At 70.3% G+C, this 23951-nt stretch carries 25 protein-coding genes; 15 read left to right on the plus strand and 10 right to left on the minus strand.

The window, feature by feature from the left end; all coding sequences use genetic code 11:
- The first annotated feature begins 8 nt into the window (after positions 1-8).
- The 3 genes from fabG to ACFYWX_RS42635 all read left to right on the plus strand — a co-directional run bounded on the left by fabG (position 9) and on the right by ACFYWX_RS42635 (position 2016).
- Positions 9-713: a 3-oxoacyl-[acyl-carrier-protein] reductase gene (gene fabG, locus ACFYWX_RS42625; protein ID WP_389430671.1), complete on the plus strand. Its 705-nt coding sequence runs from the start codon at positions 9-11 to the stop codon at positions 711-713.
- 5 nt (positions 714-718) lie between these two features.
- Positions 719-1486, plus strand: a complete 768-nt coding sequence (gene fabI / locus ACFYWX_RS42630; protein WP_389430672.1) for an enoyl-ACP reductase FabI — start codon at positions 719-721, stop codon at positions 1484-1486.
- A 176-nt stretch (positions 1487-1662) separates the two neighbouring features.
- Positions 1663-2016: a hypothetical protein gene (locus tag ACFYWX_RS42635; RefSeq protein WP_389430673.1), complete on the plus strand. Its 354-nt coding sequence runs from the start codon at positions 1663-1665 to the stop codon at positions 2014-2016.
- On the opposite strand, the gene ACFYWX_RS42640 is transcribed toward ACFYWX_RS42635, so the two are convergent.
- Complete coding sequence (locus ACFYWX_RS42640; protein ID WP_389430674.1) at positions 1997-2686, minus strand: FadR/GntR family transcriptional regulator; 690 nt, start codon at positions 2684-2686, stop codon at positions 1997-1999. The two genes, ACFYWX_RS42635 and ACFYWX_RS42640, sit on opposite strands and share 20 nt — an antisense overlap.
- Before the next feature lie 81 nt (positions 2687-2767).
- On the opposite strand from ACFYWX_RS42640, the gene ACFYWX_RS42645 reads away from it, so the two are divergent.
- The 4 genes from ACFYWX_RS42645 (at position 2768) to ACFYWX_RS42660 (ending at position 5191) form a co-directional block, all read left to right on the plus strand.
- On the plus strand, positions 2768-4057 hold the full coding sequence (locus ACFYWX_RS42645) for a CynX/NimT family MFS transporter (RefSeq protein WP_389430675.1): 1290 nt from the start codon (positions 2768-2770) through the stop codon (positions 4055-4057).
- Between the two features lie 48 nt (positions 4058-4105).
- Positions 4106-4222, plus strand: a complete 117-nt coding sequence (locus ACFYWX_RS42650; protein WP_389430676.1) for an SGM_5486 family transporter-associated protein — start codon at positions 4106-4108, stop codon at positions 4220-4222.
- Positions 4223-4400: 178 nt separating this feature from the next.
- Entirely contained in the window at positions 4401-4607 is a 207-nt protein-coding gene (locus ACFYWX_RS42655; RefSeq protein WP_389430678.1) for a hypothetical protein, read from the plus strand.
- Positions 4608-4672: 65 nt separating this feature from the next.
- Entirely contained in the window at positions 4673-5191 is a 519-nt protein-coding gene (locus tag ACFYWX_RS42660; RefSeq protein WP_389430679.1) for a SixA phosphatase family protein, read from the plus strand.
- A 72-nt stretch (positions 5192-5263) separates the two neighbouring features.
- Here ACFYWX_RS42660 and serB read toward each other — a convergent pair whose 3' ends face one another.
- Both serB and ACFYWX_RS42670 read right to left on the minus strand, forming a co-directional pair.
- A complete protein-coding gene (gene serB, locus ACFYWX_RS42665) occupies positions 5264-6502 on the minus strand; it encodes a phosphoserine phosphatase SerB (RefSeq protein WP_389430681.1) in 1239 nt (412 codons plus the stop codon).
- Between the two features lie 298 nt (positions 6503-6800).
- Complete coding sequence (locus ACFYWX_RS42670) at positions 6801-8882, minus strand: streptophobe family protein (protein WP_389430683.1); 2082 nt, start codon at positions 8880-8882, stop codon at positions 6801-6803.
- A 246-nt stretch (positions 8883-9128) separates the two neighbouring features.
- Between ACFYWX_RS42670 and ACFYWX_RS42675 the strand changes: the two genes are divergently transcribed.
- Positions 9129-11681 (plus strand): FHA domain-containing protein, encoded by a 2553-nt coding sequence (locus ACFYWX_RS42675; protein WP_389430684.1) that lies wholly within the window; start codon positions 9129-9131, stop codon positions 11679-11681.
- A gap of 119 nt (positions 11682-11800) precedes the next feature.
- On the opposite strand, the gene ACFYWX_RS42680 is transcribed toward ACFYWX_RS42675, so the two are convergent.
- The 3 genes from ACFYWX_RS42680 to ACFYWX_RS42690 form a co-directional block, all read right to left on the minus strand.
- A complete protein-coding gene (locus ACFYWX_RS42680; protein ID WP_389430686.1) occupies positions 11801-12601 on the minus strand; it encodes a transglycosylase SLT domain-containing protein in 801 nt (266 codons plus the stop codon).
- 299 nt (positions 12602-12900) lie between these two features.
- Positions 12901-13986: an S-adenosylmethionine:tRNA ribosyltransferase-isomerase gene (locus ACFYWX_RS42685; RefSeq protein ID WP_389430688.1), complete on the minus strand. Its 1086-nt coding sequence runs from the start codon at positions 13984-13986 to the stop codon at positions 12901-12903.
- Complete coding sequence (locus ACFYWX_RS42690) at positions 13983-14681, minus strand: SDR family NAD(P)-dependent oxidoreductase (RefSeq protein ID WP_389430690.1); 699 nt, start codon at positions 14679-14681, stop codon at positions 13983-13985. Before ACFYWX_RS42690 ends, ACFYWX_RS42685 begins: the two co-directional genes overlap by 4 nt.
- Before the next feature lie 215 nt (positions 14682-14896).
- Between ACFYWX_RS42690 and ACFYWX_RS42695 the strand changes: the two genes are divergently transcribed.
- From ACFYWX_RS42695 to ACFYWX_RS42705, 3 genes are all read left to right on the plus strand, one after another.
- A complete protein-coding gene (locus ACFYWX_RS42695; protein ID WP_389430691.1) occupies positions 14897-16042 on the plus strand; it encodes a GAF domain-containing sensor histidine kinase in 1146 nt (381 codons plus the stop codon).
- Positions 16035-16676 (plus strand): response regulator, encoded by a 642-nt coding sequence (locus ACFYWX_RS42700; protein WP_389430692.1) that lies wholly within the window; start codon positions 16035-16037, stop codon positions 16674-16676. The genes ACFYWX_RS42695 and ACFYWX_RS42700 overlap by 8 nt, the downstream gene beginning before the upstream one ends.
- Before the next feature lie 168 nt (positions 16677-16844).
- Positions 16845-17093, plus strand: a complete 249-nt coding sequence (locus tag ACFYWX_RS42705; protein WP_389430694.1) for a chaplin — start codon at positions 16845-16847, stop codon at positions 17091-17093.
- A 172-nt stretch (positions 17094-17265) separates the two neighbouring features.
- Here the strand turns inward: ACFYWX_RS42705 and ACFYWX_RS42710 are convergent, their stop codons facing one another.
- Entirely contained in the window at positions 17266-18054 is a 789-nt protein-coding gene (locus tag ACFYWX_RS42710; RefSeq protein WP_389430695.1) for a hypothetical protein, read from the minus strand.
- Between the two features lie 151 nt (positions 18055-18205).
- Between ACFYWX_RS42710 and ACFYWX_RS42715 the strand changes: the two genes are divergently transcribed.
- The 3 genes from ACFYWX_RS42715 to ACFYWX_RS42725 all read left to right on the plus strand — a co-directional run bounded on the left by ACFYWX_RS42715 (position 18206) and on the right by ACFYWX_RS42725 (position 20614).
- Positions 18206-19003, plus strand: a complete 798-nt coding sequence (locus ACFYWX_RS42715; protein ID WP_389430697.1) for an ABC transporter ATP-binding protein — start codon at positions 18206-18208, stop codon at positions 19001-19003.
- A gap of 95 nt (positions 19004-19098) precedes the next feature.
- Positions 19099-19530 carry an NfeD family protein gene (locus tag ACFYWX_RS42720; RefSeq protein WP_389430699.1) on the plus strand — a complete coding sequence of 144 codons (432 nt, stop codon included), beginning with the start codon at positions 19099-19101 and terminating at the stop codon, positions 19528-19530.
- 133 nt (positions 19531-19663) lie between these two features.
- Complete coding sequence (locus tag ACFYWX_RS42725; RefSeq protein WP_389430700.1) at positions 19664-20614, plus strand: SPFH domain-containing protein; 951 nt, start codon at positions 19664-19666, stop codon at positions 20612-20614.
- A gap of 88 nt (positions 20615-20702) precedes the next feature.
- Here ACFYWX_RS42725 and ACFYWX_RS42730 read toward each other — a convergent pair whose 3' ends face one another.
- The 3 genes from ACFYWX_RS42730 to ACFYWX_RS42740 form a co-directional block, all read right to left on the minus strand.
- On the minus strand, positions 20703-21209 hold the full coding sequence (locus tag ACFYWX_RS42730; RefSeq protein WP_389430701.1) for an HNH endonuclease: 507 nt from the start codon (positions 21207-21209) through the stop codon (positions 20703-20705).
- Between the two features lie 219 nt (positions 21210-21428).
- Positions 21429-21968, minus strand: a complete 540-nt coding sequence (locus ACFYWX_RS42735; protein WP_389430703.1) for a YbhB/YbcL family Raf kinase inhibitor-like protein — start codon at positions 21966-21968, stop codon at positions 21429-21431.
- Positions 21969-22011: 43 nt separating this feature from the next.
- Complete coding sequence (locus ACFYWX_RS42740) at positions 22012-22794, minus strand: sporulation protein (protein ID WP_389430704.1); 783 nt, start codon at positions 22792-22794, stop codon at positions 22012-22014.
- A 152-nt stretch (positions 22795-22946) separates the two neighbouring features.
- Between ACFYWX_RS42740 and ACFYWX_RS42745 the strand changes: the two genes are divergently transcribed.
- Positions 22947-23588: a DNA-3-methyladenine glycosylase gene (locus tag ACFYWX_RS42745; protein ID WP_389430705.1), complete on the plus strand. Its 642-nt coding sequence runs from the start codon at positions 22947-22949 to the stop codon at positions 23586-23588.
- Positions 23589-23951 lie beyond the last annotated feature (363 nt).

A 23951-nucleotide genomic window follows, 5' to 3' on the forward strand; every position in this document is an offset into this window, starting at 1 on the left:
GTGATCCGTTGAGCCGCTCGGTTCTCGTCACCGGAGGCAACCGGGGCATCGGCCTCGCCATCGCCCGCGCTTTCGCCGACGCCGGCGACAAGGTCGCGATCACGTACCGCTCGGGTGAGCCGCCGGCCGGCTTCCTCGCCGTCAGGTGCGACATCACCGACCCCGAGCAGGTGGAGCAGGCCTACAAGGAGATCGAGGCCCAGCACGGCCCGGTCGAGGTGCTGATCGCCAACGCCGGCATCACCAAGGACCAGCTCCTGATGCGCATGTCCGAGGAGGACTTCACCTCGGTCATCGACACCAACCTCACCGGCACCTTCCGCGTGGTCAAGCGCGCCAACCGCGCCATGCTGCGCGCCAAGAAGGGCCGCGTCGTCCTCATCTCGTCGGTGGTCGGCCTGTACGGCTCGCCCGGCCAGGCGAACTACGCCGCGTCCAAGGCCGCCCTCGTCGGCTTCGCGCGCTCCCTCGCCCGTGAGCTCGGCTCCCGCAACATCACCTTCAACGTCGTCGCGCCTGGCTTCGTCGACACCGACATGACCAAGGTGCTCACCGACGAGCAGCGCGCGGGCATCGTGTCCCAGGTGCCGCTCGGCCGGTACGCGCAGCCGGAGGAGATCGCCGCGACGGTGCGGTTCCTCGCCTCGGACGACGCCGCGTACATCACTGGAGCCGTCATTCCCGTTGACGGCGGACTGGGAATGGGTCACTGAACACCATGAGTGGAATTCTCGAGGGCAAGCGCGTCCTGATCACCGGTGTGCTGATGGAGTCCTCCATCGCCTTCCACACCGCCAAGCTGGCCCAGGAGCAGGGCGCGGAGATCATCCTGACCGCGTTCCCGCGGCCCACCCTGACCGAGCGCATCGCCAAGAAGCTGCCGAAGCCCACCAAGGTGATCGAGCTCGACGTCACCAACGACGAGCACCTCGGCCGCCTGGCCGACATCGTCGGCGAGGAGCTCGGCGGCCTCGACGGTGTCGTGCACTCCATCGGCTTCGCGCCGCAGGACGCCCTCGGCGGCAACTTCCTCAACACGCCGTTCGAGTCGGTCGCCACGGCCATGCACGTCTCGGCGTACTCCCTGAAGTCGCTCACGATGGCCTGCCTGCCGCTGATGCAGAACGGCGGCTCGGTCGTCGGCCTCACCTTCGACGCGCAGTACGCCTGGCCGCAGTACGACTGGATGGGCCCGGCCAAGGCAGCACTGGAGGCCACCAGCCGCTACATGGCGCGTGACCTGGGCAAGCAGAACATCCGCTGCAACCTCGTCTCCGCGGGCCCCATCGGCTCCATGGCCGCCAAGTCCATCCCGGGCTTCGCCGAGCTGGCCTCCGTGTGGGACACCCGCGCGCCGCTGGAGTGGGACCTCAAGGACCCCGAGCCGGCGGGCAAGGGTGTCGTCGCGCTGCTGAGCGACTGGTTCCCGAAGACCACGGGCGAGATCGTCCACGTGGACGGCGGGCTGCACGCCATCGGCGCGTGACCGTCGCCGCCTGAGCGGCAGCAGAGGGCCCTCACCCGTTCGGGTGGGGGCCCTCTGCACGTGGGCTGTCACCTGTTCGGCTGACCGGCCGGGCGGGGACCGGGGACCACCGGGCACTCTGGATTACGCGTTCAGCTCGCGTTCTCCCTCCCCAGCCCGGCCGAGGAGGTCCCCTTGTGCGCCTGTCCAGCAGCCTGGCCCCAGTGACCGTCGCCGTCGCCGTCGCCCTCGTCGTGTGCCTGCCGTACCCGGCGAGGCCTCACGCGCGCGTGGAGGCACGGCAGGCCGCGGACCCGGAGCCGTTCGGCGCGGAGTGCCGGACGAGCGTCCGCGGCTCCCACGTGGTCGCCTACTGCCACAACCCCTATGTCGGCATCGACCGCGTGCGCCTGCACATCGAGTGCGACCGGTGGTGGGACCTCGACACCGACAGCGCCCCCGCCGAGGTCGAGCCCGCGATGACCGTACGGCTCACCGGCCGCTGCTGGAAGGAAGTGGGCTCGGCGTGGATCAGCCACCAGAAGGGGTGAACCGGCCGGGCCGGCACTGGAACGGGTAGCCCGCCGCCTCGGCCGCGGCCGTCTCCGCGTCGCCCGCGCGGATCGCGTCCACCAGCCGCGTGTGGCCCATGTACGACTCCGGCGACAGCTCCTCGCCGACGTCCTCGCGCAGCCAGTCGCGCAGCACCTCGCCCAGGTCGGCGTACATCGCCGTCATGACGTCGTTGTGGGACGCGGCCACCACCGCCATGTGGAAGGTCGCGTCCGCCGTCACGAACGCCTCCGTGTCGCCCGACTCCCACGCCTCCTCGCGGCGCAGCAGCAGCGCGTCGAGCTGCTTGAGGTCCTTCTCGGTGCGCCGCTCGGCGGCCAGCTTCGCGGCGCCCGACTCCAGCGTGGAGCGCAGCTCGGCGACGTGCTCGAAGTCCGCGTCCGCGAAACGGCGGTGCATCACCCCGGCCAGCTCACTCGTGGCCACGACGTACGTTCCCGAGCCCTGCCGGATGTCGAGCAGGCCGTTGTGCGCGAGGGCGCGGACCGCCTCACGGACCGTGTTGCGGGCCACGCCCAGCTGTTCGACCAGCTCGGGCTCGGTCGGGATGCGCGAGCCCACCGGCCACTCGCCCGAGGTGATCTGGGTGCGCAACGCGGCGATGACCTGCTCGGACAGCGCCGAGCGACGTGGATGGCTCAAGGGCATGGCACACCTTCGCACGGAACGGTCCGGGGAGGGCCACCCGGAAATGGACAACCAATCATCCTATGATTCTATGATGGGGGTATGGCACGTGAGGAAACCTGGACGACGACATCCCCGACCGCACGCAGCACGACCCCCGCGACCGTCTCGCTCCCAGCAGACGCCACATCCGCCACGCGCGCGTGGCGGACGCGTCTGCTCGTCGTCGGCATCGTGCTGTCCGCTCTCAACCTCCGACCCGCCATCACCAGCCTCGGCGCCCTCCTCGAAGAGGTCCGCGACGGCCTCGGCATGAGCGGCAGCGTGGCTGGACTCCTGACCTCGGTACCCCCGCTCTGCTTCGCCGTCTTCGGCGTCACGGCACCCCGCCTCGCCCGCCGCTTCGGCCCGGGGACGGTGGTGTGCGCCGGCATGGTCGCCATCACCGCGGGCCTGCTCATACGCCCCTACGCCGGCGGCACGGCCGGCTTCCTCGCCGCCAGCGCCCTCGCCCTCATGGGCATCGCGGTGAGCAACGTCCTGATGCCGGTCATCGTCAAGCGCTGGTTCCCGGACCGGGTCGGCTCCATGACCGGCCTGTACTCGATGGCCCTGGCCCTCGGGACCTCGGCCGCCGCCGCGATCACCGTGCCCGTCACCGAGGCACTCGGCGGCGGCTGGCAGCCGGGACTCGCGGTGTGGGCCGCCTTGGCGGCGCTGGCCGTGGTGCCGTGGATCCCGTTCGTACGGCAGCGGCAGGCCGAGCCCGCGACGCGGGCCCCCGCGCGCGAGGAACCGTCGGGAGCCCTGCGCGTCACCCGTAGCCGTACCGCCTGGGCGCTGGCCGTCTTCTTCGGCCTTCAGGCCACCGCCGCCTACATCACCATGGGCTGGATGGCGCAGATCTTCCGCGACGCCGGTGTGTCCGCCGGCACGGCAGGGCTGCTCCTGGCCGTCACCATGGTGATGGGCGTGCCCCTGGCCTTCGTCATCCCGCGCGTGGCTGCCCGCCTGCCCCGCCAGGGCCCCATCGTGCTCGTGCTCGGCGTCTGCGGCCTCGCCGGATACGCCGGCCTCTACCTCGCCCCGGCGGGCGGCGCCTGGGTCTGGGCCGTGCTCCTCGGCGTCGCCAACTGCGCCTTCCCGCTCGCCCTCACCATGGTCGGGATGCGCGCCAGGACCGGCGTCGGCGTCGCCCAGCTGTCGGCCTTCGCACAGAGCGCCGGCTATCTGATCTCCATCCCGGGACCGCTCCTCGTGGGCGTGCTCTACCAGCACAGCGGCGGCTGGGGCCTGCCGATCGCGCTCATGAGCGCCCTGATGGTGCCGCAGATGGTCGTGGGCGTCCTGGCGGGACGTGACCGCACGGTCGAGGACGAGGCGCGGCGCTGACCTCACCCCAGAGCGCCGGCCCTGGGGGAGGGGTGCGAGACTGGCCGTATGCCAGTGCTCGATCCGAACCCCCAGAACGGCCAGAAGAAGATGCTGATGGTCTTCGGCTCGTTCCTCGCCATCTTCGTGATCATCGCCATCGTCGCGACGATCGCCTCCCCGTGACGGACCGGCGCCCCCGCCCCTAGGGGATGGTGGGGCTAGCACCACCATCCCCTAGGGGGCGAGTGTCAGGGTCAACTGGGTGGATCACCGGATGGGTTGGGGGCCGCGCGTTCCGTAACTTCGAGATGTGGCCGCGAAAGGCGGACCACGGACCACTCGAAGACCAGCGGAGGCACAGATGTCGGCCCCTACGCACACCCGCCCCCGCCCGGCGACCAGCGGCCGCGTCGACATCCGGCTGCCCTGGTGGGCGCTCGCCCTGCCGCTGCTCGCCTTCATCACCCTTCTGCTGCTGATACTGAACCCGTCGGACGCGCACGCGGCCACCGGCGACCCCGCGATCACTCACCTCGTCGAGCGCGTACAGCAGCTGATGGCGGGCTGAACACCGGAAAAGCCGCTCGTCAACTCCCAGCGCCCCATGGCCTGTTTCATGCGAAGCTGGGTGACATGAGCGTCGCAGAACCCCGCAGGATTGTCCTTTTCCGGCATGCGAAAGCCGACTGGCCACAGGTGACCGACCACGAGCGCCCGCTCGCTGAGCGGGGCCGAATGGAGGCCGCTGTCGCCGGACGCAAGCTGGCCGACACCGGTATCCCCTTCGATCTGGCCCTGTGCTCCACCGCGACCCGCACCCGTGAGACCTGGAAGCTCGCCGTCCATGAGTTCTCGCACCGGCCGAAAACCGTCTACGAGGAGCGCGTCTACGAGGCCTCGCCCGGCGAGCTGATCGCGCTGCTCAACGAAGTCCCCGACGACGCGCAGAACGTCCTGCTGATCGGCCACAACCCCGGAATCCAGGGCGTGGCCGAGATCCTGTCCGGCTCCGCCGAGGGAGACGCCCGCGAGCGGATGAACCACCACGGCTTCCCCGCCGCCGCGGTCGCCGTGCTGTCCTTCGACGGCACGTGGAAGAGCCTGGAACCGGGCGTGGCCACGCTGCTGGACTACTGGGCGCCGACCGAGTGACGTGACGGGGGACGGTTCGGCATCGCGGGGGATGCCGGGCCGTCCCCCCTGGCCCTTCGGCGGGGCGGCGGCTCAGTGCTCGACGACCGTGTCCGCCGCCTCGACCTCTTCGCGGGTGACACCCAGCAGATACAGGACCGTGTCCAGGAACGGCACGTTCACCGCGGTGTGCGCCGCCTCCCGTACCACCGGCTTCGCGTTGAAGGCGACACCGAGACCGGCCGCGTTCAGCATGTCCAGGTCGTTCGCGCCGTCACCGATCGCCACGGTCTGCGACAGCGGTACGCCCGCCTCGGCGGCGAACCGGCGCAGCAGCCGCGCCTTGCCCGCCCGGTCGACGATCTCGCCGGTGACCCTGCCCGTCAGCCTGCCGTCGACGATCTCCAGCGTGTTGGCCTGGGCGAAGTCCAGCCCCAGCCGCTCCTTCAGATCATCGGTCACCTGGGTGAAGCCACCCGAGACGACACCCACTTGGTACCCGAGCCGCTTCAGCGTCCGGATCAGCGTGCGCGCGCCCGGCGTCAGCCGTACCTCGCTGCGCACCTTGTCCACGACCGACGCGTCCAGCCCCTCCAGCAGGGCCACGCGCGCGTGCAGCGACTGCTCGAAGTCCAGCTCCCCGCGCATCGCGGCCGCGGTGACCTCGGCGACCTTGTCCTCGCAGCCGGCGTGCGCGGCGAAGAGCTCGATCACCTCGTCCTGGATGAGCGTGGAGTCCACGTCCATGACCACGAGCCGCTGGGCCCGCCGGTGCAGGCCCGCCGCGACGACCGCGATGTCGACGCCGAGCGCGGCGGCGTCGGTCACGAGGGCGGTGCGCAGGGGCTCGGTCTCCACGCCGGACACGGCGAACTCGACCGCGGTCACCGGGTACTTGGCCAACCGGAAGATACGGTCGATGTTGCCGCCCGCCTTGGTGATCTTCGCGGCGATGGAGGCGGTCGCCTCCGCGGTGAGCGGATGCCCCAGCACGGTGACGAGGGAGCGGCCCAGACCGCGCGGCCGGTTGTCGCCCAGGCCGGAGATGATCTCCGCCTGAAGCTTCATCGACTCCGCCCAGCTGTGGACGGTCGCCCGCAGATCCCCCTCCATGCCGCGCGGCGGCTCGGTCACCAGCGCGCACAGCACGATGCGGCCACGCGTGACGACCTGCTCGATGTCGACCACGGCGACGGAGTAGGCGGCAAGGGTGTCGAAGAGGCCGGCCGTGATGCCCGGCCTGTCCTTGCCGAAGATCTTGACCAGGAGAGTGGGGACGTCAGGGGTCACGTCAGAGGTCACGTCAGAGGGCGGGGTCTGCGAAGCGCTCATGGTGTATCCACCGTATCCGGCCCCCCGCGCACTCCGCCCGTGAGGTCCGTCTGGCGGACACGGAACACTGCCCGACGAACAGATGAAGCGAACGTTACGCACCCCCACCCACCAGCCCACTTCCGGGGCGACCGGTGGTCGCCCCGGGCCGGGGGGCCTTGAGCGGGTCGGGGTTGCCCCGGGCTGGCCTGAGGCCGCCTCGCCCTGACCGGCGGGCCCGGTGGCCACCTTGAACCGACCAGTGGCCAGCCCTGAGCCGGTCGGCGGTCACGCCTGGACCGGCTGGAAGCCGCGCAGGTCACCGGGGGTTCTTCGGCTTCCCTCGGGGTGGGAGGGGCGGTGGTGGAGGAGGGCCCTCGTCCGGTGGTGGTGTCGGCCGGTTGTCGGGGCGTGGAGCGGGGGCCCGTCCGGGGGAGCGCGGCGGCGGTGGTCCGATCGGGCGGACGACCGTGGGGGCGCCGTAGACGTCGTCCGGTGGCGAACCGTCGGGAGGTGGCGCGGGCGGATCCCAGGAGTACCCCGGCGGTCGCGCGTCCTCCGGCTCGCGCAGCTCCGCAGGCACCCGCAGGTACGGGTTGGTGTCCCGGTTGGGTGGCCGGTACGGCGTGCCCTGCGCGTACGGGCCGGACCAGTCCTCAGCGTGCTGCACCGCCCCCGCGGCCTGGGCCGACGCCCCCGCCGAAACGCCCCGCAGTGCCAACGGCGCCGCCCGCCGCCCCGCCGCCCCGCTCGCGTACGCCAGCGATGCACCGGCGGCCCCCGCCACCGCGCCCCACAGGGCACCGAGGAACAGCGCCACGCCGAGGTGCCCGCACAGTTCGATCCCGGCGCCGAACGCGTCGAAGCCGAGCACGGACAGTGAGGCGTTCACGGACACCTCCGTCAGCCACGCGAGCAACGGCAGCGTCAGCGCGGTCGCGATGCCCAGCCGCAGGCCACACCGCCCGGCGAACCCCAGCACACCCGCTGCCGACCCACCGCCACGTACACCCGGCCCTCGCCCGGCTGCCGCGGCCCCTGGCCGCCCTCTCCCTGGCCCCCGTTCGGTCTCCGCGGCCCCCGGCTGCCCGGCCCCCGGCCCCCACCTGCCCTCCGTGCCCCCCGGCCGCCCTGCACCCAACCCGGTCGCCGCCCCCCGCTCCGGTACGCCGCCCCCTTGCGCAGCCCCACCGCTCACCCGGGGCACACCCCCACCCCTCACCGGCCCCCCGACAGCCACCCCCACCGGCGTCCGCACCCCCACCAACACCCCCGCCAGCAACATCATCAGCGCTGCCGCAACCCCCAGCAGCCACACCCGCCCGTCCAGCTCGGCCAGCCTCCCCAGCGTCACGGACTGCTCGGACTGCACGCTCAGCAAGTCGTCCAGGGGATCCGGCAGGAACTGCACGAGTTGGCCCGTGGCCCGGCCGTCCCAGGGGACGAGGAGGCCGATCGGGATGCCGAGCCAGGTGCCGTTTGGGGCGCCGAGCAAGGCCGCGCCCGCGATGCGCTTGGGGTGGTCGTCGCTGATCGCGGCGAAGCCCGCCGCGGCGAAACCCGCGGCCACCGACATCAGCAGCACCGTGACAAGGGCGGACGCGGCCGGCCGTACGACCCGGTGTACGGCCTCCCAGCCGCGCGGCAACGGCGTGCGGCGCGAGGCCAGCAGGGCGATCAGCAGGATCCCGGCCGACCACGCCAGCCCGCCGAGCAGCGTCGGCACGGTGTCGACGGTGAACCCCACCGCCGCCTTCGCGTCCACGAGATCCCCGAGCCGGTCCGGCAACAACCCCCCGATGTCCCCGACGTCGCCGAGCCCGGGAATCTCGAGGCCTCCGGACCCGCCTCCTGATCCGCTTCCTGATCCGCCCCCGGGCCCACCCCCTCCGCCCCCGATCAGATCGTCCAGCCCCAGCGAGCCTCCGTCGATCGTGATGACGTCGTGTCCCGCCCAGGCCAGCCCGCCCAGCGTCGCGACGAACAGCGCGACCACCGCACCCGCCCGCGCCAGGAGTTCGGCGGGCGCGATCGCAACTCCCGCCGCCCGCAGGGACCGTAGGAAGAACCATGACAAAAGCAGCGCCCCGACCAGGCTCACGCCCAGTGGCGTGATCTCGATGGCCGTGTCGGCCGCCGCGCCTTTCAACCCGAAAGCGGACACATCACCGGACGGCGTGACCGAACCTCCCGCCCCAAGAGCCACCACCGCCGCGGTCATCGGCCCGAGCGAGCCCGCCGAGTCGGCCTCCAGCAGATGCAGACCGAGGGCCGCGGTCCCCGCCATCCCGATCAACGCCCAGCTCACGGCGGCGATCCCGGACAGCAGTACGTCCCCCCACGGCACCCCTGTGCCCCGCACCTCGTACCCGCCGCTCTCCACACCTCTGGACGAGCCCATGGCAGACCCCCCGATCCGCAGCCCGACACGACGCGGTTGCCGCGCATGTCCCCCTCGCGTGCCTTTACCACTCTCCGGTCCGGTTTCAACCCCGTCAACGGAATCAGTCGATGCGCCCGTGGGCGCTCTTCACAAGGCCCGACTTTCGGTCAGGGGGCCGCGCCTGAAATAGTTCCCGACGATGTTCGACATCCCTAGACTCCCTGTGATGGGGGTAACTCGGGGGACTACTCAGTGGGGCATGGAGTGCCGGAACTCGTACTGGAATTGAATGGACGGACCTGGACGCTCGATCCGTCCAGGCCATACACCCTCGGACGTGATCCGCAGGGCGACATCGTGCTCGACGACGCCAGGGTGTCCTGGCGCCACGCCACGGTCAGCTTCAACGGCCGTAGTTGGGTCATCGAGGACCACGGCAGCACCAACGGCACGTTCGCGCAGGGCCAACGGATCCAGCAGTTGGAGATCGGCCCGGGCTCGGCGGTGAACCTGGGCAACGCGACCGACGGACCGCGACTGAACCTCTCCGGCGCCGCGGCCGCCGTCGCCACGCCCCAGGCCCAGCCCCAACAGCCGTACGCCGCACAGGGCGCGAACGTCGGCTGGGCGCAGCAGGCGCCGCCCCAGCAGGTGCCGCCCCAGCAGGCGCCGCAGGCCGGCTGGCAGCAGCCGCAGCAGGCAGCGCCGCACGTCCCGCAGCAGCAGGGGCCGGGCGAGCAGTACGCGCAGAAGGTGCCCGGTGGTGGCGCGGGGGCGCCGCCGGTCTACGGCGGCGACCGCAGCCCCACGACCTTCCACCAGTTCTCCCTCGGCCGCGTGATGCGCATCGGCCGTGCCCTGGAGAACGACCTGGTCGTCTCCGACCTCCAGGTCTCCCGCAACCACGCCGAGTTCCACTCCACGCCCGACGGCCGCATGGAGATCCGCGACCTCGGCTCGCACAACGGCACGTACGTCAACGGCCAGCCGATCCCCAAGGGTGGCTCGGTGCAGCTGGGCCCGGCCGACATCGTGGGCGTCGGCCACTCGACGTTCCGCATCGTCGGCGACCGGCTCGAGGAGTTCGTCGACACCGGTGAGGTCTCCTTCTCCGCCCGCCACCTGACCGTCACGGTCGACGGCGGCAAGCAGATCCTCAAGGACGTCTCCTTCGGCGTCCCGGAGAAGTCGCTCATCGCGGTCATCGGACCGTCCGGTTCCGGCAAGTCGACGCTGCTCAAGGCGCTGACCGGCTACCGGCCCGCCAACCAGGGCGACGTCCTCTACGACAACCGCAACCTGTACAAGCAGTTCGCGGAGCTGCGCCAGCGCATCGGTCTGGTCCCGCAGGACGACATCCTGCACAAGGAGCTGACCGTCAAGAAGGCCCTCAAGTACGCGGCCAAGCTGCGCTTCCCCGCCGACACCACGGCCGCCGAGCGCGAGGCCCGCATCGACGAGGTGCTGCGCGAGCTGAAGCTGGACATCCACAAGGAGAAGAAGGTCACCTCCCTCTCGGGTGGCCAGCGCAAGCGTGTCTCCGTGGCCCTGGAGCTGCTCACCAAGCCGTCCCTGATCTTCCTGGACGAGCCGACCTCCGGCCTTGACCCGGGCATGGACCGCGACGTCATGCAACTGCTGCGCGGCCTCGCCGACGACGGCCGTACGGTCCTCGTGGTCACCCACTCGGTGGCCGAGCTGGCGATCTGCGACAAGCTGCTCGTGATGGCGCCGGGCGGTTCCGTCGCCTACTTCGGCCCGCCCGAGGAGGCGCTGAACTTCTTCGGCTACGACACCTGGGCCGATGTCTTCTCCGCCTTCGAGAACTACCGCGACTACGACTGGGCGGGCCGCTGGAAGGGCTCGCAGCACTACCAGATGTACGCCGCGGACATCGACGCCGTCGCACCACAGTCCGTACAGATGCCGCCCATGCAGGCGATGAAGCCGCCGAAGCCCCAGGGCTGGATGTCACAGTTCGTCACCCTGGTGCGCCGCTACGTCTCGGTGATCGCCTCCGACAAGGGCTTCCTGGCCCTGATGGTGATCCTGCCCGCCGTCCTCGGCGCGGTGAGCCTGCTCATCGACGCGGACAAGGGCCTGCTGCCCAACCCGGCCAACCCGCAGACCGGCCGGATCATCCCCAACGGCACGGCCACCACGGTCCTGCTGATCCTCGCCGTCGGCGCCTGCTTCGCGGGCGCGGCGAACTCCGTCCGTGAGCTGATCAAGGAACGGGTCATCTACGAGCGGGAGCGCGCGACCGGCCTGTCGCGGTCCGCGTACCTGATGTCCAAGGTGTTCGTGCTCGGCATGATCACCGTGTTCCAGGGCCTGCTGGTCGGTGTGATCGGCTTCGCCAGCCGGGAGATCCCTCAGGAGGGGCTGGTGCTCGGCAGCGCCACCATGATCGAGCTCTCCATTCCGATCATGGCGCTGGGCTTCACCTCGATGATGTTCGGTCTGATCATCTCGTCGCTGGTGAAGACCGCCGAGAAGACCATGCCGCTGCTGGTCATGTTCGCGATCATCCAAGTCGTCTTCACCGGCTGCCTGTTCACCCTGCACGGCTCGATCGGCGTCAACGAGTTCTCGTACCTGATGCCGTCGCGCTGGGCGGTCGCGGCCGCGGGCGCCACGCTGGACTTCAACAAGATCAGCCCGCCCGAGACGGTCGGTGACAACGACCCGCTGTGGGATCACACCGCCGGCGCCTGGGGCATGGACATGGCCGCCCTGATCGCCCTTGGCGTGATCTGCGGCTTCTTCGTGGCCCGCTTCCTGCGCCGCCACGAGCCCGAGGTCATGCGCAAGTAGTCGATCGCGTACGTCCCGAAGGGCGGCACCCCGTCAGGAGGGTGCCGCCCTTCGGCGTATCTCTTCGCGACTCTGCGCGAAACTTCGCGTCTCTACGCGTGAGGAGGTCCGCGCCGGCCTCAGTACGCGCTGTTGACGTTGTCCATGGAGCCGTACCGGTCCGCCGCGTAGTTGCAGGCGGCGGTGATGTTGGCGACCGGGTCGTAGATGTTCCACGACGTGCCGGCGACGTGGTACGCGGTGAACGTGGGCGGGATCACCTGGAGCAGGCCCTTGGACGGGACGCCGTTGATGGCGTTGATGTCCCAGTTGTTGATGGCCTTCGGGTTGCCCGAGGACTCCCGCAGGATGTTGCGCTTGATGCCGTCGTAGGAACCCGGGATGCCGTGCTTCTTCATGACGTCGAGCGACTCGCGGATCCAGCCGTCGAGGTTGTTGGAGTAGGACTTCGCGGCGACCTGCTTGACAGCGGCGCGCTGGGCGGAGCGGCTCGCGGCCTCCTTGGCCTTGCGCGCGGCCTCGGCCTTCTTCTTGGCGGCCTCGGCGGCCGCCTTCTTCTTGGCCGCGGCGGCCTTGGCGGCGGCCTGCTTCTTGGCGGCGGCCTCGGCGGCGGCCTTCTTCTTCGCGGCGGCCTCCGCCGCGGCCTTCTCCTGGGCCTTCTTCTGCGCCTCGATGGAGTTGACCTTCGCGGCTTCGTCCGCGAGCTGGCCGGTGATACCGGCCTTGACGTCCTTCGGCTTCTCGGCGCTGTAGGCCACCTGCTGCTGGGAGACGGCCTCGCTCGTGGTCGTCCGGGCGTCGGCCGGTACCACCGAGAAGGCGAGGGCGGCGGCACCGAGGGTGGCGACTCCGGCGAACGCGATCTTGTGGTGCATGGTCAGCGCGGGACTGTTGACACGAGTAAGGAAGTTCTTGGGCATGGCAGATAGACCTCTTCGAATAGCGCGGAGGTCGCTCTTTGTCCGTCGGGGACAAGGGGTGCTTGCTGCACGAACGCCGCGGTGGGAACCCGCGGCGCTGAGCGACGAGAGCCATTCTTAGCTGCCGCAAAATCCGGAGGCAACGGTGTGACGTACGAAGCCGGGTAGTGGGAGAGGGAAGGGCAAAACGGGACAGATCAGACTGTCTGTCCCGTTCATATGGGGGGTTTGTATCTCCTATGCACTTTCGTACGTGACCTGCGCCCTATGTGCGGCCTCACATCGGCCGCACGTCGGACTCACCAGCAGTTGCTGAAGCAATGCTGTGTGTGAGGGCTCTTCTCCGGCAGGACGAGGTGCACGTCCCCGAACTCGTGCCACAGGTAGAGCCCGCGCACGGCCTCCTCGTAACCGCGCTCGACCGCCGCCCGCCCCGCGACCGCCTCCAGCATCAGCAGATGCGAGGCCTCCGGCTCGTGCAGCCCCGTCAGCAGCCCGTCCACCGCCCGTACGCCCCGCTCGGGCGTCACCACGAGATCCGTCCACCCCTCGGCCGCCCGGACTACCCCGTCGGCCCCGGCGGCCGACTCCACGGCCCGCACGGCCGTCGTCCCGACCGCGACGACCCGCCCGTCCCCGGCCCGCACGGCGTTGATCAGCCGTGCCGACGCCTCCGGCACCGCGAACCGCTCCGGGTACGGCGGCTCGTGCGCCTCCGCCGAGGCCACCCCCGTGTGCAGCGTGATCGGCGCGAACTGCACACCCCGGCTCACCAGCTCCGCCACCAGCCGCGTCGTGAAGGGCCGCGCGGCGCTCGGCATCTCGGCACTGCCCTCCCCGTCGGTGCCCGGCAGCGCGAACACCGTCTGGTACACGGACAGCGACTGGTCCCGCTCCGTATAGGAGTAGCGAATGGGCCGCCCGTGCTCCCGCAGCAGCCCGCCCACCGCCCCCGCGGACACCCGCGCCCACCACAGCCGCCCGCTGAGCCCGCTCAGCGCCTCCTCCAGTACCAGCCGTACGCCCCCGGGCAGCCGCACCTCAGTTCCCGCGGGCCCGCCCGTACGCGCGCGTGTGGTGCCCTTCCCGTCCGGATCACGCAGCTCGAGGGCCCACCGTCCGTCGTCCCCGCGCGTGGAGAAGTGCACCACCACGCGCGCGTGCCCGACCATGCCGTCCACGGCGGCGGCCAGCGTCGGCGAGGTGTTCACGACCAGCACGTCCCCGGCCCGCAGCAGCCGAGGCAGCTCCGCGAACGTGTGGTGCGACACCTCCGTCCCCCGCGACACCAGCAGCCGTACGGCACCCCGGTCGAGCCCCGGCCCGCATTGCTCGGCCGGCACCCGCGCGGACAGCCCCTCCGGCACCCTCACCGCCAGCGTCATCGCCGCCCCTCCAGCAACGACGGCGCCCCATAGCGCCCGCTCGCCGGACGCTCGTCCAGCAGCCGCAGGAAGGCGGGCACCACACTGCCCGGGTCCGGCCGCGGATCGTCGTCGTCCGGTACGGCCGCCGCGTACAGGTCCGTGGCCATGTCCCCGGGATCGACCGCCCACACCCGCAGCCCGGGCTCCTCCGCACCGAGCACCGCCGTCAGCTGGTCCAGGGCCGCCTTCGACGCTCCGTAGCCGCCCCACGTCTCGTACGCCTCGGCGGCCGCGTCCGAGCTGACCGCGATCACCGCGCCGGCCCCCGACGACCGCAGCAGCGGCAGCGCCTCCTGGACCAGGCCCAGCGCGGCCACCACGTTCACCTCCAGCGCCCGCCGCAGCCCGTCCAGGGGCAGCCCCTCCAGCCGTACCAGCGGCTGAGCACCCAGCGCGCTCGCGTTGTTCACCAGCAGGTCGACGCCGCCCAGCCGCCAGGCCGCCGCCACCAGCTCCGACCGGTGCGCGGCATCCGTGACATCGCCGGGCAGAGCCGTCACCCGCGTCCCGTGCGCCGCCAGCGCCGCCTCCGTCTCCTTCAGGGCGTACGCCGTCCTGGCGTCCAGCACCAGATCCCAGCCCCGCGCGGCCAGCGCCCCGGCGAGCGCCCGCCCCAGCCCCTTCGAGGCACCCGTGATGATCGCTACCGGCATGACAAACCGTCCCCTCGTCATCGACCGCCTCCGATCGGCGGTGCCCTCAACGTAGGAACCGGACCGCCCGCCGCGCCTCGGACGCGGGCCGCAGAACGCCGGGGCCCTTCGTCCTAAGCCGCCGCTCCGGGGACCTGCGCCCTAGGTCTCCCGCCCTAGTCGGCGGCCGACACAGGGCCGATCCGGGCTGTCGACCCCGCCGGTACCGTGAGGGCATGAGTCAAGGCCCCAGGTCCGGCCTAGCCGCGGTGAGCTCCGCGCTGCTGGCCATGAGCAGGCACCTCGAGGTGCGCGACGTCCTCAAGACGATCGTCGCCTCGGCCCGTGAGCTGCTCGATGCGCAGTACGCGGCACTCGGCGTCCCCGACGACCACGGCGGCTTCGCCCAGTTCGTCGTCGACGGCGTCAGCGAGCAGCAGTGGCGGGCCATCGGCCCCCTGCCGCGCCAGCACGGCATCCTCGCGGCCATGCTCCAGGAGGCCAAGGCCGAGCGCCTCGCCGACGTGCGCAAGGACCCCCGCTTCGAGGGCTGGCCCTCCGCCCACCCCGAGATGTCCGACTTCCTGGGCCTGCCCATCCGCGACGGCGACGAGGTCATCGGAGCCCTGTTCCTGGCCAACAAGAACTGTCCTAAACCGGAGGGCAGCTGCGGCTTCACCGAGGACGACGAGGACCTCCTCGCCATCCTCGCCCAGCACGCGGCGATCGCCCTCACCAACGCCCGCCTGTACGAACGCAGCCGCGAACTGACCATCGCCGAGGAACGCTCCCGCCTCGCCCACGAACTGCACGACGCGGTCAGCCAGAAGCTGTTCTCCCTGCGCCTGACGGCCCAGGCCGCCGCCGCCCTCGTCGACCGCGACCCCTCCCGTGCCAAGGGTGAGCTGCACCAGGTCGCCGCCCTCGCCGCCGAAGCCGCGGACGAACTGCGCGCCGCCGTCGTCGAATTGAGGCCGGCCGCGCTGGACGAGGACGGCCTCGTCGCCACTCTCCGCACCCAGATCCAGGTCCTCGACCGAGCCCACAGCGCGCGCGTGACCTTCGCCGGCTGCGGAGTCCGCGCTCTGCCCGCCGCGCAGGAGGAGGCCGTCCTGCGGGTCGCGCAGGAAGCGCTGCACAACGCCCTGCGTCACTCTGGGGCGTCCCAGGTCGACGTGACCCTGGAGAAGCGCGCCGGCGGCGCCGTCCTGCGTATCACGGACGACGGCGGCGGTTTCGACCCGCAGTCGATACGCAGGGCAGGACGCCACCTGGGCCTGGTCTCCATGCGGGACCGGGCGAGCGGCGTCGGCGGCGCCCTGACGGTGGAATCGGCGCCCGGCAAGGGCACCACGATCGAGATGGAGGTCCCCGGTGGCTGACGCAATCAGGGTGCTGCTCGTCGACGACCACCAGGTGGTCCGCCGGGGCCTGCGCACCTTCCTGGAAGTGCAGGACGACATCGAGGTCGTGGGCGAGGCCGCCGACGGCGCCGAAGGAGTCGACCGCGCCGAGGAACTGAAGCCCGACATCGTCCTGATGGACGTCAAGATGCCCGGCATGGACGGCGTGGAGGCCCTGCGCAGGCTCCGCGAACTGGACAACCCCGCGCGCGTGCTGATCGTCACCAGCTTCACCGAACAGCGCACGGTGGTCCCGGCCCTGCGCGCGGGCGCCGCCGGGTACGTGTACAAGGACGTGGACCCGGACGCGCTCGCCGGCGCCATCCGCTCCGTCCACGCCGGTCACATCCTGCTTCAACCCGAGGTCGCGGGCGCCCTGTTGGCGCAGGAGGAGAGCGGCTCGGGACAGGGCAGGGGAGGGTCGCTCACGGAACGGGAGCGCGAGGTGCTCGGCCTGATAGCGGACGGCCGCTCCAACCGCGAGATCGCCCGCGCTCTGGTCCTCTCCGAGAAGACCGTCAAGACGCACGTCTCGAACATCCTCATGAAACTCGACTTGGCGGACCGCACCCAGGCCGCGCTGTGGGCCGTACGCCATGGCGTGACCGGCTGAAACGCTCTCCGCAGGACGTGACCGACGGCAATACGGAAGGTTCCGCTCCGAGCTGAGATTCATACCGTCGTGGGAATGTCCCCCGGACGGCGCATCCTTCGTGGGTCTCCACCGTTCTCCAGTGCGTGCTGCGGCGACTGTCGCGGCGATCACCAGGAGGGCTCAGAAGTGAAGAACCTGAAGAAGGCAGCGGCCGTGGCGATGGTGGCCGGCGGGCTGGTCGCCGCCGGCTCCGGCATTGCGTCCGCCACCACCGGCGGCGCGTGGGCCGACGGCCAGGCCGTCGGCTCCCCGGGCGTCGGCTCGGGCAACGTCGTCCAGGCTCCGGTCCACGTCCCGGTGAACGTCTCCGGCAACAGCGTCAACGTCATCGGCGTCCTGAACCCGGCCTTCGGCAACACCGCCGTCAACCACTGAGGCCCAGAACCCTGAAAGGCCCCGCGAACGCACCACGCTCGCGGGGCCTTTCGGCGCAGGTAAGCAAAATCAGCCCGTCCGGCGTTTGAGGACGAGGCCGTTCAGGCCGATACGGGGGTCTGGGGGCAGAGCCCCCAGGGACGGTCACCCCAACCCCGGCCACCAGCGTCCCTCACCGCACCCCCCGCTCCCGCTCCTCCACAACGGAGTTGTACGCCGCGACCTGCGCCCGCCGAGCCGTCCGCTCCACCGGCCGCAACGCCTCCCCCCGAGCCACCATCTCCGACGCGCTCACCGCACCCCCTTGCCCGTTCTCATGGGCGAGGGAAATCAACATCCCCACCCGCTGTGCCAACTCCAGCACCCGCACCGCCCGCGGCGGATACCCCGGCGCCAACACCTCCCGCCCCCGCTCGGCCCGCGCCCGATACGCGTCGAGCGCCGCCGCGGCCACCGGCCCCGACCCCGCCACATCCAGCCGCGTCAGCACCTGCGTAGCCTCCCGCAGCGCCTCCGCCAGCTCCCGCTCCGCCTCACCCAACGACGGCACGTCTGCAGGCGGAGCCTCCCGCACCGCCAGGCACCGCCAGGTCACCTCGACATGCACATCACCCGCGGGCCCGGCCTCGAACACCTCCGGCACCAGCCCCAGCGCCGCCCCGTGACAGACCACCGCCTCCTCGGCCTCCAACGCCCGCGCATTGAACTCCGGCGGCCCGCTCAACCCCAGCGGATGCCCCGGCGCGGGGAGAGCCACCCGCAATCCGGTCGCCCCCAGCGCCCGCAGCCGCCCCAGCGCGAGCGTGAGCCCGACGGGCCCCGACTCACCGGGCAGCCCCTCCACCCGGTGCACCGCGTCCTCGCCGACGATGGCGAGCACGGCGTCGTCCGGTGAGGCAAATCCGGCCAAAAGGGCGTTTCCCCAAGCGGCAAGGCGTCCAGAGCGCGGTTCCGTGAGCATGCCCCCACCCTAAGGACCGGACCGATGGAATGGACCGGGCGACCGGTGGCGTAGATTTCCTAGAGGGCTGCGCCCACCGGCGCGGCGGACCGAGCCACAGGCGAACGCGACAGCCGAGACCGGCCACACTGCAAGGGGAGACAACGCGCTCATGAGCGATGTTCTGGAGCTTCAGGACGTATCCGTGGTCCGCGAGGGCCGGGCTCTGGTGGACCAGGTCTCCTGGTCGGTCAAGGAGGGCGAGCGCTGGGTCATCCTCGGCCCGAACGGCGCAGGCAAGACCACCCTCCTGAACGTCGCGTCCAGCTACCTCTACCCCAGCCAGGGCACCGCCACCATCCTCGGCGAGACCCTCGGCAAGCCCGGCACCGACGTCTTCGAGCTGCGCCCGCGCATCGGCATGGCAGGCCTCGCCATGGCCGACAAGCTGCCCAAGCGCCAGACCGTCCTCGAAACGGTCCTCACGGCCGCCTACGGCATGACGGCCACCTGGCAGGAGGACTACGAGGAGATCGACGAGCAGCGCGCCCGCGCCTTCCTCGACCGCCTCGGCATGAGCGATTACCTCGACCGTAAGTTCGGCACCCTCTCCGAGGGCGAGCGCAAGCGCACCCTCATCGCCCGCGCCCTGATGACCGACCCCGAGCTGCTCCTCCTCGACGAGCCCGCCGCCGGCCTCGACCTCGGCGGCCGCGAGGACCTCGTACGCCGTCTCGGCCGCCTCGCCCGCGACCCGATCGCCCCCTCGATGCTCATGGTCACCCACCACGTCGAGGAGATCGCGCCCGGCTTCACCCACGTCCTCATGATCCGCCAGGGCAAGGTCCTGGCCGCGGGTCCTCTGGAGCTCGAACTCACCTCCCGCAACCTCTCCCTCTGCTTCGGTCTCCCGCTCGTCGTCGAGCAGGTCGGCGAACGATGGACCGCTCAGGGCCTGCCGCTGTCCTGACGGCGTGAAGGGCTCGCGAAGACCCGGGTAAGAAGCCTCCTTCAACCGGATCGGCGCCCTGTCGGCGGCAGGACCCGCGGTCCTACCATTGCCCTGTGAACGACATCGACGCATGGGTGTGGTGGCTCGTCGGCGCGGCCGCGCTCGGAATCCCGCTCGTGGTGACCGCGATGCCGGAGTTCGGGATGCTTGCCGTGGGCGCCGTCGCCGCCGCGGGTGTCGCCGGGTTCGGCGGTGGAGTCGTACCCCAAGTCCTCGTCTTCGCCGTGGTGTCGGTCGCCCTCATCGCCGTGGTACGGCCCGTCGCGGCCCGCCATCGCACACAGCGGCCCCAACTCGTCACGGGTGTCGACGCGTTGAAGGGCAAACAGGCCGTCGTACTGGAACGGGTCGACGGCTCCGGCGGCCGGATCAAGCTTGCCGGAGAGGTCTGGACGGCCCGCGCACTCGACACCGGCCTCGCCTATGAAGTAGGCCAGGAAGTCGACGTCGTGGACATCGAGGGGGCCACGGCGATCATCATGTGACCTCGTACAACGCAACTGAAGCGAACGAGCCACGAGTTGCACGACGGTCTGTCAGACTCGACCGAGCAAGATCTTCAACAACCATAAGATCTTCCGAAAGCGCCGAGGCGGAGAAGGGTACGGGGAGCCGACGATGGAACCGGTCATCATCGTCTTGATCATTCTGGTGGTGTTGGTCTTCATCGCCCTGATCAAGACGATCCAAGTCATTCCGCAGGCCAGCGCGGCCATCGTCGAGCGCTTCGGCCGCTACACGCGGACGCTCAACGCGGGCCTGAACATCGTCGTGCCGTTCATAGACACCATCCGCAACCGCATCGACCTGCGCGAACAGGTCGTACCGTTCCCGCCGCAGCCGGTGATCACCCAGGACAACCTGGTCGTCAACATCGACACCGTCATCTACTACCAGGTCACCGACGCCCGGGCCGCCACCTACGAGGTCGCCAGCTACATCCAGGCGATCGAGCAGCTCACCGTCACCACCCTCCGCAACATCATCGGCGGCATGGACCTGGAGCGGACCCTGACCTCCCGCGAGGAGATCAACGCGGCCCTGCGGGGCGTCCTCGACGAGGCCACCGGCAAGTGGGGCATCCGCGTCAACCGCGTCGAGTTGAAGGCCATCGAGCCGCCCACCTCCATCCAGGACTCGATGGAGAAGCAGATGCGCGCCGACCGGGACAAGCGCGCCGCCATCCTCACCGCCGAAGGTACGCGCCAGGCGGCCATCCTCACCGCAGAGGGCGAGAAGCAGTCCCAGATCCTGCGCGCCGAAGGTGAGGCCAAGGCCGCCGCCCTGCGCGCAGAAGGTGAGGCCCAGGCCGTCCGTACGGTCTTCGAGGCGATCCACGCCGGCGACCCGGACCAGAAGCTGCTCTCCTACCAGTACCTCCAGATGCTTCCGAAGATCGCCGAAGGCGACGCCAACAAGCTCTGGATCGTCCCCAGCGAAATCGGCGACGCCCTCAAGGGCCTGTCCGGCGCCATGGGCAACTTCGGCGCCATGGGCGGCGGTTCTGGCGGCAACGGCTCAACGGGCAACAACGGCACGGAACGCCGGGAGAAGCCCCAGATCGACTGAGAGCTCTTGGAACGCAGGGCAACTCCCGCGCCCCGAAAGGGGCGCGGGGAACTGCGCGACAAGCCACACACAACCCGCAGCCAACGAACTAAGCCGCTTCCCGAGCCAACCACGCGGGCAACGCAGCAAAGTCATCCTGCGCCAAAGCCAAGAGCATCGCATCCGCAGGTGTCGGCTCGAACGGCTCCCGAAGCAGCGGCATCCCCGCCTCCACCGGAGTCCGGTTCGCCTTGCGGTGGTTGTCCTCCGCACACGAGGCCACCGTGTTCAACCAGGTGTCCTGACCACCCTGCGACCGCGGCACCACATGGTCCACGGTCGTCGCCCGCCTCCCGCAGTACGCGCACCTGTGCCGGTCACGTACCAGGACACCCCGCCTCGACCACGGAGCTTGTCTTCGGAAGGGCACCCGTACGTACCTGCACAGCCTGATCACCCGAGGCGCCGGTATGTCGACGGCGGCTCCACGCATCCGCAGTTCGGGGTGGGCCTGCTCGACGACGGCCTTATCCTGGAGCACCAGCACGACGGCTCGGTTCAACGTCACCGTCGACAGCGGCTCAAAGCTCGCGTTCAGTACCAGCGTGTCCCGCATCCAGCCCACCTCCCGTGCACCGGCCCACCCCATGGCGGGCTGGGATCAACTCTGGCCGGGCACGCCGAGATGGACAACGCAATATCTGCTGCTCCCGCGGGGGGTGACCCCCGCGACCCCCGGCAACAAAAATGCCCGCCCCTGATCAATTCCAAGACCAGAGGCGGACAAACGTTGAATGAACGATGAGCTTACTCAGCCCACGGCTTCAGCCCTGTTTCAGCCTTCCGCGGGAATCTCGTACTCACCGATCAGCTGCGCACGCGCGATCGTGTGGAACCGCAGATTGAAGCCGACGGCGGCAGGCGAGGCGTCGGAATCCGGACCGAGCTTCTCCTGGTCCACCGCGTACACCGTGAAGACGTACCGGTGCGGCCCGTCCCCGGGCGGCGGCGCGGCACCGCCGAACTCCTTCGTCCCGTAGTCGTTCCGCGCGTGTACGACGCCCTCCGGCAGCCCCTCGAACTTGCCGCCGCCCGCACCCGCGGGCAGCTCCGTCACGGAGGCCGGGATGTCGAACAGGACCCAGTGCCAGAACCCGCTGCCCGTGGGGGCGTCGGGGTCGTAGCAGGTCACGGCGAAACTCTCGGTCTCGGGCGGGAAGCCCTCCCACCGCAGCTGCGGCGAGGTGTTGCCGGCCGCGTGGACCTGAGCGTCCTTGAGCGTCGCCCCCTCCCGCACGTCCTCGCTCGTGACCGTGAACGACGGCACGGGCGGATGGAAGTCGTGGGGGAGCGGCCGCCTCTTGAGCTCGGTCACCTCAATACCTCCTGCATCGGTTCTGGAGTCAGTGGTTCCGAGCCTAGAACCAGTTGCGCTTGCTGCCGACCTCGGACAGCCACTGGTTGAGGTACGCCGCCCAGTCGGTCCCCTGGTAGTCGTGCAGACCGACCTGGAACGACCGGAACGTGTCACTGCCCTCACCGAACAGGCCCGGCTTCTTGTCCATCTCCAGGACGACGTCCATGGCCTGGTCGTCGGCGACGAAGCTCAGCTCGACCTGGTTGAGGCCCCGGTACTGCGACGGCGGGAAGAACTCGATCTCCTGGTAGAACGGCAGCTTCTGCCGCGTCCCCCGGATGTGCCCCCGCTCCAGGTCCGCGCTCTTGAACCGGAAGCCCAGTTGGATGAACGCGTCCAGGATCGCCTTCTGCGCCGGCAGCGGGTGCACGTTGATCGGGTCCAGGTCACCGGAGTCCACGGCCCGCGCGATCTCCAGCTCCGTGGTCACACCAATGTGCATTCCGCGCAGCGTCTGACCGTCGATCGTGGTGACCGGCGTCTCCCACGGAATCTCCAGCCCGAACGGCACCGCGTGAACGGCGTTCGCCTGGAGCTCGAACGCGCCCCCGAGCCGCAGCTTCGTGAACTCGATGTTCTGCTTGTACTCCTGGTCCTGGCCCTCGACCTCGACCTGGGCCTGCAGCCCGACGGACAGCCCCTCGATCTGCTGGTTGACGGACCCGCCCTGGATCCGCACCTCACCCTGGACGACGCCGCCCGGCACGACGTTGACCTCGGTCAGCTCGGTCTCGACCGAAGCCCCGCCGGCCCCCAGACTCGCGAGCAGCTTCTTGAACGCCATGACTCTCCCTCGTTACGAGTGGATCCCTGGTGCCTGATCCCTGTTCCCTACAAACGCGATCCGGCCGTGACCGGTTCCGCTCACACCCTGGCAAGCGGCCCGCTCCCTGGCCACCCCGACGCACCCACTCGTCTGCACTACGCTCGGAGGGCATGATCGCGACCCCCGACCGTACGCCCCTGTCCAGGAACTTCTTCGACCGGCCTGTCCTGGACGTCGCGCCCGATCTCCTCGGCCGCATCCTCGTACGCACCACCCCGGACGGCCCGATCGCCCTGCGCCTCACGGAGGTCGAGGCCTACGACGGCCCGAACGACCCCGGATCGCACGCCTACCGCGGCCGCACGGCCCGCAACGACGTGATGTTCGGTCCGCCGGGCCATGTGTACGTCTACTTCACCTACGGCATGTGGTTCTGCATGAACCTCGTGTGCGGTCCCGAGGGCACGGCGAGCGCGGTCCTGCTCCGCGCCGGCGAGATCGTCGAGGGCGCCGAACTGGCCCGCAAACGTCGACTCTCGGCCCGAAATGACAAGGAACTGGCCAAAGGGCCCGCCCGCCTGGCCACGGCCCTGGGTGTCGACCGGTCCCTCGACGGTACGGACGCCTGTACCCCCGACGAGACCCCGCTACGCATCCTTACGGGCACCGCTGTTCCCTCCGACCAGGTACGCAACGGTCCACGCACCGGAGTGGCCGGCGACGGAGGCGTCCACCCCTGGCGTTTCTGGATCGCCAACGACCCGACGGTGAGCCCCTACAGGGCCCATGTCCCTCGGCGCCGCCGAAGTTGACTCGCCCCTCGAAGGTGCGTAATGTAGCCCAAGCCGCTTGATCCGGTTACGGCGATTCGCCAGCAGCCGAGAGCGGCCACCCACTACCTACGACGCCCCTCAGCGGGAGCGAATTCGGCATGCCCGCATGCCCGAATTCAATCTCGCAGGAACTCGATTATGAGTTGCCGAGGGAATCGGCTAACGTAGTGAATGTCGAAAGGCCGACGGGGCGAAAGTCCTGAGTCTCAGACAAAACCCGCCGACAGGGAATCGGACAGCGAAACGGTCTGATAGAGTCGGAAACGCAAGACCGAAGGGAAGCGCCCGGAGGAAAGCCCGAGAGGGTGAGTACAAAGGAAGCGTCCGTTCCTTGAGAACTCA

This window comes from Streptomyces sp. NPDC002888 (assembly GCF_042888465.1).
GTDB lineage: Bacteria > Actinomycetota > Actinomycetes > Streptomycetales > Streptomycetaceae > Streptomyces.